Source organism: Streptomyces sp. NPDC058289 (genome assembly GCF_042880975.1).
GTDB lineage: Bacteria > Actinomycetota > Actinomycetes > Streptomycetales > Streptomycetaceae > Streptomyces > Streptomyces stoeckheimensis.
In genome coordinates, this window is sequence record NZ_JBHVYI010000071.1 from 34,527 (window position 1) to 45,393 (window position 10,867).

At 71.8% G+C, this 10,867-nt stretch carries 10 protein-coding genes; 6 read left to right on the plus strand and 4 right to left on the minus strand.

Features of this window, described 5'->3' with window-relative positions; all coding sequences use genetic code 11:
* Window positions 1–8 precede the first annotated feature (8 nt).
* From ACFVX6_RS29675 to paaK, 3 genes are all read right to left on the minus strand, one after another.
* Complete coding sequence (locus ACFVX6_RS29675) at window positions 9–533, minus strand: GNAT family protein (protein WP_327251237.1); 525 nt, start codon at window positions 531–533, stop codon at window positions 9–11.
* 74 nt (window positions 534–607) lie between these two features.
* Complete coding sequence (locus ACFVX6_RS29680; RefSeq protein ID WP_389696609.1) at window positions 608–1,423, minus strand: YhjD/YihY/BrkB family envelope integrity protein; 816 nt, start codon at window positions 1,421–1,423, stop codon at window positions 608–610.
* Between the two features lie 355 nt (window positions 1,424–1,778).
* Window positions 1,779–3,038 carry a phenylacetate--CoA ligase PaaK gene (gene paaK / locus ACFVX6_RS29685; protein ID WP_389696621.1) on the minus strand — a complete coding sequence of 420 codons (1,260 nt, stop codon included), beginning with the start codon at window positions 3,036–3,038 and terminating at the stop codon, window positions 1,779–1,781.
* Window positions 3,039–3,257: 219 nt separating this feature from the next.
* Between paaK and ACFVX6_RS29690 the strand changes: the two genes are divergently transcribed.
* Entirely contained in the window at window positions 3,258–4,112 is an 855-nt protein-coding gene (locus ACFVX6_RS29690) for an alpha/beta fold hydrolase (protein ID WP_389696611.1), read from the plus strand.
* Window positions 4,113–4,321: 209 nt separating this feature from the next.
* On the opposite strand, the gene ACFVX6_RS29695 is transcribed toward ACFVX6_RS29690, so the two are convergent.
* Entirely contained in the window at window positions 4,322–5,965 is a 1,644-nt protein-coding gene (locus ACFVX6_RS29695) for an acyl-CoA synthetase (protein WP_389696613.1), read from the minus strand.
* Between the two features lie 174 nt (window positions 5,966–6,139).
* Here ACFVX6_RS29695 and ACFVX6_RS29700 point away from each other — a divergent pair, with 174 nt between their 5' ends.
* The 5 genes from ACFVX6_RS29700 (at window position 6,140) to ACFVX6_RS29720 (ending at window position 10,787) form a co-directional block, all read left to right on the plus strand.
* Window positions 6,140–6,940 (plus strand): crotonase/enoyl-CoA hydratase family protein, encoded by an 801-nt coding sequence (locus tag ACFVX6_RS29700; RefSeq protein ID WP_250739189.1) that lies wholly within the window; start codon window positions 6,140–6,142, stop codon window positions 6,938–6,940.
* 285 nt (window positions 6,941–7,225) lie between these two features.
* The gene (locus ACFVX6_RS29705; protein ID WP_389696615.1) at window positions 7,226–8,188 is read left to right on the plus strand and encodes a Zn-ribbon domain-containing OB-fold protein; all 963 of its coding nucleotides are present in this window, start codon (window positions 7,226–7,228) and stop codon (window positions 8,186–8,188) included.
* Entirely contained in the window at window positions 8,188–9,246 is a 1,059-nt protein-coding gene (locus tag ACFVX6_RS29710) for a thiolase domain-containing protein (protein WP_389696617.1), read from the plus strand. The genes ACFVX6_RS29705 and ACFVX6_RS29710 overlap by 1 nt, the downstream gene beginning before the upstream one ends.
* Window positions 9,243–10,418: a thiolase domain-containing protein gene (locus ACFVX6_RS29715; RefSeq protein WP_389696619.1), complete on the plus strand. Its 1,176-nt coding sequence runs from the start codon at window positions 9,243–9,245 to the stop codon at window positions 10,416–10,418. The genes ACFVX6_RS29710 and ACFVX6_RS29715 overlap by 4 nt, the downstream gene beginning before the upstream one ends.
* Window positions 10,419–10,559: 141 nt before the next feature.
* Complete coding sequence (locus tag ACFVX6_RS29720; RefSeq protein ID WP_375949687.1) at window positions 10,560–10,787, plus strand: DUF397 domain-containing protein; 228 nt, start codon at window positions 10,560–10,562, stop codon at window positions 10,785–10,787.
* Window positions 10,788–10,867: the final 80 nt, after the last annotated feature.

Sequence of the window (10,867 nt, forward strand, 5' to 3'; positions counted from 1 at the left end):
CGGCGGAGTCAGCGGAGCTCGTCCGACAGCAGCCCCATGGTGAACATGTCGAACCAGCGGCCGTCGCGGCGGAAGACCTGCCGCAGGCGGCCCTCCTCGACGAAACCGACCTTCTCGTAGGCCTTGCGCGCGGCGTGGTTCTCGGTGACCACGGTCAACGTCACCTTGTGCAGGCGCATGTCCTCGAACCCGTAGCGGCAAGCCGTCCGCACCGCGTCGGTGGCGTAGCCGCGGCCCCAGTACGCCTTCTCGCCCAGGTAGATGTCGAGCTTCGCGATGCCCTTCTCCGGTTCCGCATCGTGCAGGGTGACCAGCCCGACGAGCACGCCGTCGGCGAGCGCCTCGATGCCGAAGAGCAGGTCGCCGTAGGAGTTGCGGGGGCGCTCGGTCAGCCACGTGCGGACGCGCTCCACCGGCTGGGCGTAGTTGTCGTCCATCCAGCGCATGACCTCGGGGTCGTGGTTCCAGCGCCACAAGGCTTCGGCGTCCTCGGGGCCCATCGCCCGCAGTTTCACCAGTTCTCCGAGCGCCATGCCCACCACACCTCTGGTCCATCTCGTGATCATCTTGCGAACCACGAAGTGGTACCACGGCCGGCATCGCACGCTCAATCGAATTCCGCTTCGTGGAGGCGGCGCAGGACGAGGTGCTCGTGGAAGAGCCGGCCGACGAGAGCGCCGCCGTAGACCACGAAGCCGACGCCGACCAGCCAGGACTGGACGACCAGGAGCGTGCCGAAGGGGCCGTAGGTCACGGCGTTGGAGGCGATCAGCGGGGAGAACACCAGCTGCGAGAAGACCCGCAGGCCGAGCAGGCCGAGACTGGTGCACGCGGCCCCCGGGAGCAGGGCGCGCCAGCGCACCCGGCCGCCGAGGAGGATCCACTGGGAGGTCCAGAAGAACAGACAGGTCCCGATGAGATCGCCCGTGGTGCCCAGGATCGTGCCGGGCGCGTCGTCCGACGGGGCGGGGATGAGGACGAGCAGCCCGAGGTAGCAGACCAGCAGGGCGAGCCAGACGACGTGCCGCCACATGGTGTGCCAGCGGGCCGTCGGCAGGTCCCAGACCTTCTCGTACCCGGTCTGCACGGCGGAGCCGAAGGTCAGGCCGAAGACCGCGAGGGCGGCGAGACCGAAGGCGGTGGTCCGCTCCAGCGCGAGGTCCGCGGCGCCGAACAGCATCTCCACCCGCTCCCGGGAGAACTCCGTCACCCCGAGGGCCTGACCGAGCCAGCGGCCGAAGCCCGAGCCGCTGCCCGGCGCGGCGGCCGCGACGACGACGAGCAGCGGCACCAGGGTGAGGAAGCCCAGGGCGGCGAAGCCCATGGCCCGGTGCATCAGCTCCATCTCCCGGCCACGGCTCCATGCCAGCCCGGCCTGGGAGGCCTGGAGCCGGTCGTGGATCCGCCGGTAGGTCGAGGTCACGCCTCTGTCCCTACCCGGATGGGCCCGCACCTTCCCGGGAGGACCCCCGAGTGGGCCCGAAGGGGTGGATCCGACGGCGGTGGATCCGGTGGCGGTGGATCCGGTGGGGAGGATCCGACGGCGGTGGATCCGGTGGGGTGGATCCGACGGCGGTGGATCCGGTGGGGAGGATCCGACGGCGGTGGACCCGGTGGGGTGGATCCGACGGCGGTGGACCCGGTGGGGTGGATCCGACGGCGGTGGACCCGGTGGGGTGGATCCGACGGCGGTGGATCCGACGCCGGTGGATCCGGCCGCGGCCCGGCGGCGGAACCCCGGCCGGGGGTTGCCCGGTACCCACCGCCCGCGCCGCGCCTCAGCCCTCCCGGAGGTCCACCAGCCGCTTGATCTTGCCGACCGACCGCTCCAGCGTCTCCGGATCGACCACCTCCACCGCGACCGAGACGCCGATGCCCTCCTTGACGGCCCGCACCACCGAGGCCGCCGCGGCCTCCCGCCGGCCCGCGTCGCTCCCGCGGCGCGCCTCCACCCGTACCGTCAGGGCGTCCAGTCGTCCCTGCCGGGTCAGGCGGAGCTGGAAGTGCGGAGCCAGGTCGGGGGTCCGCAGGAGCACCTCCTCGATCTGGGTGGGATAGAGGTTCACCCCGCGCAGGATGATCATGTCGTCACTACGGCCGGTGATCTTCTCCATCCGGCGGAAGGCGGGCCGGACGGTGCCGGGAAGCAGCCGCGTCAGGTCCCGGGTGCGGTAGCGGATGACGGGCATGGCCTCCTTGGTGAGCGAGGTGAAGACCAACTCCCCGGCCTCCCCCTCCGGCAGCACGGCGCCCGTCAGAGGGTCGACCACCTCCGGGTAGAAGTGGTCCTCCCATATGTGGAGCCCGTCCTTGGTCTCCGCGAACTCCTGCGCGACACCCGGGCCCATCACCTCCGAGAGCCCGTATATGTCCACCGCGTCGATGTTCAGGCGCTCCTCTATCTCGCGGCGCATCTCCTCCGTCCACGGCTCGGCACCGAAGATCCCCGTACGGAGCGAGGTGGTGCGGGGGTCGATGCCCTGGCGCTCCATCTCGTCCAGCAGGGTCAGCATGTAGGAGGGGGTCACCATGATGACCTCCGGCCGGAAGTCCTGGATCAGCCGGACCTGGCGGTCCGTCATCCCGCCCGAGGCGGGCACGACCGTACAGCCCAGGCGCTCCGCGCCGTAGTGGGCGCCCAGGCCGCCGGTGAACAGTCCGTACCCGTAGGCGATGTGGACGATCTGGCCAGGTCGGCCGCCCGCCGCGCGGATCGAGCGGGCAACGACGTCCGCCCAGGTGGACAGGTCCCCGTCGGTGTACCCGACGACGGTCGGCCGGCCCGTGGTCCCGCTGGACGCGTGGATGCGGCGGACCTCGGAGCGCGGTACGGCGAACATCCCGAAGGGGTACTGGTCGCGCAGGTCGGACTTGGTGGTGAAGGGGAACAGGGTGAGATCGGAGAGGGAGCGGCAGTCGTCGGGATGCAGGCCGGCCTTGTCGAAGGCCTGCCGGTAGAAGGGCACCCGGTCGTACGCCCGGCGCAAGGTCGCCCGCAGCCGGGTCAGCTGGAGCGCCGCCAGTTCGTCCCGGCCCATCCGCTCGCCCGCGTCCGTCGTGTCTGCGCCCGTCGTGTCTGCGCCCGTCGTGTCTGCGCCCGTCGTGTCCGCGCCCGCCTTGTCCGCACCGCCGTCGTGGCCCCGCGCGTCCGTACCCATGCCGCCCACCCCATCTCGAGTCAACCGACCGATCATTCGGTAGATTGCCGGACCTCGACGGCCAAATCAATTACTCGAACGAGTGATCGTCTGCTGAGATTGCGCCCATGTCGACCTCCACACCCCTCCACCTGCACCTTTACCTTCACCACCTACGACGGAACCGAACTCGCGTACCACGTCCAGGGTGAAGGCGAGCCGCTCCTCTGTCTCCCCGGCGGCGCCATGAGGGCCTCCGCCTACCTCGGCGACCTCGGCGGACTGTCCGCCGGGCGCCGGCTGATCCTGCTCGACCTGCGGGGCACCGGGGACTCCGCGATCCCGGCCGACACCTCGACGTACCGGGTCGACCACCAGGTGGCCGACGTCGAGGCGCTGCGCAGCCACCTCGGCCTGGAGAGCGCCGACCTGCTCGCCCACTCCGCCTCCGGCAACCTGGCCCTGCTCTACACGGCGGCGCATCCGCAGCGGGTGCGCCGACTGGCCCTGATCGCGCCGACCTGCTGGGCCGTGGACCTCGCGGAGTCCCCGGAAGCCCGCCTCGCGGACGTCCGCCGGAGGGCCGGCGGCGAGCCCTACGACACGGCCGTCGCGGCCTACGAGCGGGCGCTCGCCGCCTTCGCCGCGGGCGGGACCCCCGACGAGGCCGACTGGGCGGCGGCGATGCCCCTCGCCTACGGGCGCTGGGACGAGACGGCGCGCGCCCACGCGGCACTGAGCCCGGTTCAGAAGAACGCCGAGGCCTCCGTCGCCTTCGCCGGCCCGGGCGCCTTCGACCCGCCCGCCACCCGGGCCGCGCTCGGCCGCTTCGCCGGAGAGGCGCTGGTCCTGGCCGGGGAGCTGGACTCCAACCCCTCCCCGGCCCTCGCCGCCCGGCTCGCGGGGCTCTTCGCGCGGGGCGTCGCCGACGTGCAGCGGGGCGGCGGGCACTTCCCCCGGCTGGACGAGCCCTAGTGGTTCGCGGATCGCGTCGAACGGTTCCTGGCCACCGGGGCCTGAGCAGCGACCGCCGGGCCGCGGGCGTACGTCGAGGCGGACGCCCCCGACTGCGCACCAGGCTCTGAGCCGCCGGCCCGGCCCTTCTCGGTCGTGCGTGGACGGGCAAACGCCCGCGGGCCGGGACCCGTCAGGGGTCCCGGCCCGCGGACGCACGCCGTGCGGGGTCAGTTCGCGGCTTCCGTCTCCGTGGCCGCCTCCGTGGCCACCGACTTGGCCCACCGGTAGTCCGCCTTGCCGCTCGGCGAGCGCTGGATGGCGGGGGCGACGACGAGCTGGCGCGGGATCTTGTAACCCGCCAGCTTGGTGCGGCAATGGGCCTGTATCTCGTCCAGCGTCGGGTCGGCGGCGCCCTCCCGGATCTGGACCACGGCCGCCACGTGGCTGCCCCACTTCGGGTCCGCGACCCCGGCGACCAGGGCGTCGTAGACGTCCGGGTGGGACTTCAGCGCCTGCTCGACCTCCTCCGGGTACACCTTCTCGCCGCCCGTGTTGATGCACTGCGAGCCGCGGCCGAGGACGGTGACGATGCCCTGCTCGTCCACGGTCGCCATGTCACCGAGCAGCACCCACCGCTCGGATCCCTTCTGGAAGAAGGTTTCGGCGGTCTTGACGGGGTCGTTGTAGTAGCCCAGCGGGACGTACCCGCGCTGCGCGAGCCGTCCAGGTTCGCCGACCGGCACCGGCTCGTGGGTCACCGGGTCGACCACCTGCGTCCGCTCGTTGACCTCCAGTCGGAAACCCTTCTCCGGGCTGGAGTCGTTCGTCGCGCGGCCGTTCGAGCCGGACTCGGACGAGCCGAAGTTGTTCAGGAGCATCACGTTCGGGACGAGCGCCTGGAACTCGGCGCGCACCGTCTCCGACATGATCGCGCCGGAGGAGGAGACGCTGAAGAGGGAGGACAGGTCGGCGCCCTTCAGGGGCCCGTTGAGGGCGTCGATGAGCGGCCGCAGCATCGCGTCGCCCACCAGCGAGACGCTGGAGACCTTCTCCTTCTCGATCGTGCGCAGCACCTCCTCGGGCGCGTACTTGCGGTGGATGACCACCCGCTGCCCGTAGTTGAAGGCGATGAACGACGTCAGCGTGGACGTGCCGTGCATCAGCGGCGGCGCGGGGAAGAAGGTGAGCCCCGCGCCCTTCGACGCGACCCGCTCCGCCAGTTCCTCGGGCCGCTTCACCGGTTCGCCGGTCGGTTCGCCGCCGAAGAGGCCGGCGAAGAAGAGGTCCTCGGCGCGCCACATGACGCCCTTGGGCATACCGGTCGTGCCGCCCGTGTAGATGATGAACAGGTCGTCGGGGGAGCGGGGCGGGAATCCGCGCTCCGGCGAGCCGGCCGCCTCCGCGTCGGCGTACGCGACCGGCGCGATCGAGGGCTCCGGGGCGCCCTCGGGGGTCGGCCCGACACGGATCAGGTGACGGAGCTTCGTCGTCTGCGGGAGGGCTGCCGCGACCCGCTCGGTGAACTCGCCCTCGAAGACGAGCGCGGCGAGGTCGGCGTCGTTGTAGAGGTAGACGAGCTCCTCCTCCACGTACCGGTAGTTCACGTTCACCGGTACCAGGCGGGCCTTCAGGCAGGCGAGGACGGTCTGGAGGTACTCGATGCCGTTGTAGAGGTGCAGGCCCAGGTGCTCACCGGCCTTCAGGCCGCTGTCCAGCAGATGGTGCGCGATGCGGTTGGACGCCGCGTCCAGCTCCGCGTACGTGAGGCGGCGCTCGGCGCCGGTCCCGGGGTGGTCCACGTACACGAGGGCCTCGCGGTCCGGGACCACGTCCACGACCGACTCGAACAGGTCGGCAATGTTGTACTCCACCGGTCCTCCTGACCCAGAAAATCCCATGGCTGGTCTGCTCGGCGGTCATTAGAGCGTCGCCAACCCCAACAAGGAAGGGGACCGTCCAAGAAATCTGACTGGGTGTCAGAAAACTATTGAACTGCACCCGCCCCTCCTGCAACCTGTTCTAGGTCTTGAGACGGGAGGACGGCAATGGGTGGGACAGAACACCTGACCGTGGAACGCCACGGAGCCACGCTGGTGCTCACCATGAACAGGCCCGAGGCGAAGAACGCGCTCTCGCTGCCACTGTTGGTGGGGCTGTACGACGGCTGGCTGGAGGCCGACGCGGACGACACGATCCGCTCGGTGGTGCTGACGGGGGCCGGCGGGGACTTCTGCGCCGGCATGGACCTGAAGGCGCTGGCCGGCAAGGGCATGGCGGGTGACCAGTACCGGGACCGGCTCAAGGCCGACCCCGACCTGCACTGGAAGGCGATGCTGCGCCACCACCGGCCGCGCAAGCCGATCATCGCGGCGGTCGAGGGCTACTGCGTGGCCGGCGGTACGGAGATCCTCCAGGGGACCGACATCCGGGTCGCGGGAGAAGGGGCCACCTTCGGGTTGTTCGAGGTCAAGCGGGGACTCTTCCCGATCGGCGGCTCGACAGTACGGCTGCCACGGCAGATACCGCGGACGCACGCGCTGGAGATGCTGCTGACCGGCCGGCCGTACGCGGCCGAGGAGGCGGCGCGGATCGGGCTCGTCGGGCGGGTGGTACCGGACGGGACGGCGCTGGCCGCGGCGCTGGAGATCGCGGAGCGGATCAACGCGTGCGGGCCCCTGGCTGTGGAGGCGGTGAAGGCCTCCGTCTACGAGACGGCCGAGATGACGGAGTCGGAGGGTCTGGCTGCGGAACTGCTGCGGGGATGGCCGATCTTCGACACCGCTGACGCGAAGGAGGGGGCGCGGGCGTTCGCCGAGAAGCGGCCCGCGCTGTATCGGCGGGAGTAGTTCGCTTGCGGCCGGCCGCTCGGCTGCCCCGGCCGGGCCCGTGCCCGTGTGTGCGGTGCCGGGCCGTGCACACCGGTGCGGCGCCGTTGCCGGGGAGCAGTCCCCGGACCCCTGCGCCTCAAACGCCGGCGGGGCCGAATGCGCCCCCGGCGGCGCCCGATTGGCCCGGCGGGCCGAGTTGGACCCGCGGCGCCTGATTCGACCGGCGGAGCCCGTGCGGCCCCGGCATCCCGATTCGCCCGGCGGGGCCGAGCGTGTCCCGCCCCCTACATCGGAGACCCATCCATGACAGCCGCGTCGCCACCCGAGATCCTCCGCGCACCCCTCGTCGTCGAGTTCCCCTTCACCCGCTCCCTCGGCCCCGTGCAGAGCGCCTTCCTCACCGGGCTGCGCGAAGGGGTCGTCCTCGGGGTCACGACCGCCGACGGCAAGGTGATGGTGCCGCCCGTCGAGTACGACCCCGTCACCGCCGAGGAGATCCGCGACCTGGTCGAGGTGGGCGCCACCGGGACCGTCACCACCTGGGCCTGGAACGGTTCGCCGCGCCCCAACCAGCCCCTCGCCACGCCCTTCGCCTGGGTCCTCGTCCGCCTCGACGGCGCCGACACCGCCCTCCTGCACGCCCTCGACGCCCCCGGACCCGAGGCCGTCAGCACCGGCATGCGGGTCCGCGTGCGGTGGGCCGCTGAGCGGACCGGGTCCATTACCGACATCGCCTGCTTCGAGCCCGCCGAGGGCGGGGAGCCGACCGCGCACGCGACCCCGCACAGCGGGGAGTTCACCGACGCCGTCACCGGGATCATCGCCGAGGCCCGCCTGGACTACTCGTACAGCCCCGGCCGCGCGCAGACCTCGTACATCGCCGGGCTCTCCGAACAGAAGACCATCGGCGAGCGCTGCCCCTCCTGCCACAAGGTGTACGTGCCCCCGCGCGGCGCCTGCCCCACCTGCGGGGTCGCCACCACCGACCGGGTCGAGGTCGGTCCGGCCGGCACCGTCACCACGTACTGCATCGTCAACATCAAGGCCAAGAACCTCGACATCGAAGTGCCCTACGTCTACGCCCACATCGCCCTCGACGGCGCCGGCCTCGCCCTCCACGGCCGGATCGGCGGAATCCCGTACGACCAGGTGCGGATGGGCCTGCGGGTCGAACCGGTCTGGACCGAAGGCGGCCGCTACCCCGACCACTACCGCCCCACCGGAGAGCCGGACGCGGACTACGACGTGTACAAGGAGCTCATCTGATGGCCCGATACGCCCGCGAGGTCGCGGTGGTCGCCTTCGCACAGAGCGACCACCTGCGCCGCACAGACGAGCTCAGCGAAGTAGAGATGGTCATGCCGGTCCTGCACCAAGTGCTGGCCGCCACCGGGCTGAAGGCGGGCGAGATCGGCTTCACCTGCTCCGGTTCCAGCGACTACCTCGCCGGCCGGGCCTTCTCCTTCACCATGACCCTCGACGGGGTCGGCGCCTGGCCGCCCATCTCCGAATCGCACGTGGAGATGGACGGCGCCTGGGCCCTGTACGAGGCCTGGGTCAAGATCCAGACCGGCGAGGCCGACACCGCGCTCGTCTACTCGTACGGGAAGTCCTCGCCGGGGTCGGTCCGTGACGTGCTGACCCGCCAGCTCGACCCGTACTACGTCGCTCCGCTCTGGCCCGACTCGGTGGCCCTGGCCGCGCTCCAGGCCCAGGCGCTCATCGACGCGGGGGAGACCGACGAAGCCGGGCTCGCCGCGATCGGCGCCCGCAGCCGGGCCTCCGCGGGCGCCAACCCGCACGCCCAGCTCAGCGGAGCCGTCGCCCAGGGCGAGTACCAGGTCGCCCCGCTGCGCACCGGCGACTGCCCGCCCATCGGCGACGGCGCGGCCGCCGTCATCCTGGCCGCCGGGGACGTGGCCCGCCGGCTGTGCGAGCGGCCCGCCTGGATCACCGGCATCGACCACCGCATCGAGGCCCACAGCCTCGGGCTGCGCGACCTCACCGACTCCCCGTCGACACGGATCGCCGCCGAGCACGCGGGCGTGTTCGAGTCCCCGGTGGACACCGCCGAACTGCACGCGCCGTTCTCCTCCCAGGAGGTCGTGCTGCGCAAGGCCCTCGAGCTCGGCGGGGACGTCGCCGTCAACCCCTCCGGCGGAGCGCTCGCCGCCAACCCGATCATGGCCGCCGGCCTGATCCGGATCGGCGAGGCGGCCGCCCGCATCCACCGCGGCGAGTCCGACCGGGCCGTCGCGCACGCCACCTCCGGCCCCTGCCTCCAGCAGAACCTGGTCGCCGTCCTGGAAGGGGACCGAGCATGAGCACGACGGGCAAGGAGCCGGTGGCCATCGTCGGCATCGGCCAGACCAAGCACGTGGCCGCCCGCCACGACGTCTCCATCGCGGGACTGGTGCGCGAGGCGGCGGCCCGCGCGCTCGCGGACGCCGAGCTGACCTGGGCGGACATCGACGCGGTCGTCATCGGCAAGGCCCCCGACTTCTTCGAGGGCGTGATGATGCCGGAGCTGTACCTCGCGGACGCTCTCGGCGCAGTCGGCAAGCCCATGCTCCGCGTGCACACCGCCGGTTCGGTCGGCGGCTCCACCGCGCTGGTCGCCTCCAACCTGGTCGCCGCCCGGGTCCACCGCACGGTGCTGACCCTCGCCTTCGAGAAGCAGTCCGAGTCCAACGCCATGTGGGGGCTCTCGCTCCCCGTCCCCTTCCAGCAGCCGCTGCTGGCGGGGGCCGGCGGGTTCTTCGCCCCGCACGTGCGCGCGTACATGCGGCGCACCGGCGCCCCCGACACGGTGGGCTCGCTCGTCGCGTACAAGGACCGCCGCAACGCGCTGAAGAACCCGTACGCGCACCTGCACGAGCACGACATCACCCTGGAGAAGGTCCAGGCGTCCCCGATGCTGTGGGACCCGATCCGCTACTCCGAGACCTGCCCGTCCTCCGACGGGGCGTGCGCGATGATCCTCACCGACCGCGCGGGCGCGGCCCGTTCGCCGAAGCCGCCGGCCTGGGTGCACGGCGGGGCGATGCGCAGCGAGCCGACCCTCTTCGCCGGGAAGGACTTCGTGTCCCCGCAGGCGGGCAAGGACTGCGCGGCCGACGTCTACCGGCAGGCGGGGATCACCGATCCGCGCCGGGAGATCGACGCCGTGGAGATGTACGTGCCGTTCTCCTGGTACGAGCCGATGTGGCTGGAGAACCTCGGCTTCGCCGAGGAGGGCGAGGGCTGGAAGCTCACCGAGGCCGGAGTCACGGAACTCGACGGTGACCTGCCCGTCAATCCGTCGGGCGGCGTGCTGTCCACCAACCCCATCGGCGCCTCCGGCATGATCCGCTTCGCGGAAGCGGCCCTCCAGGTGCGCGGTCAGGCCGGGGAGCACCAAGTCCCGGACGCCCGGCGGGCGATGGGGCACGCCTACGGCGGCGGGGCGCAGTTCTTCGCGATGTGGCTGGTCGGAGCGCAGCCGCCGGCCTCCTGAGCGGAAACCGGATTCCGGGCGGGGTGCCGTACAGGCCACGAGTGACGCACCGTGGCCTGTGCGGCACGGCGTGCGATGGCTAACCTGGCCCCGGGACGACGAACCGGGAGTACCGGGAGGAGCACGCACGTGGCAGAGAGCATGACTTCGAAGGCGCCGGCCGGCTGGGGCAAGCCGGACCTCGATCTGACCGAGGCGGACTGGCAGTCGAGCAGCCGGGGGGCGGGTGACGTCCAGATCGCCTTCGTGGAGGGGTTCATCGCGATGCGCAACGGCGACCGCCCCGAAAGCCCCTCGCTGATCTTCGCGCCGGACGAGTGGCGCAAGTTCGTCCTGAACGCACGGGGCGGGGAGTTCGACCTGACCTAGGCCGTCTCTTTCGGATCTTGCCGGGCCCGCGCCGTCCGGCACCGCACCTCGCTGCACTGCCGGGGCACCCGGGTACGTCC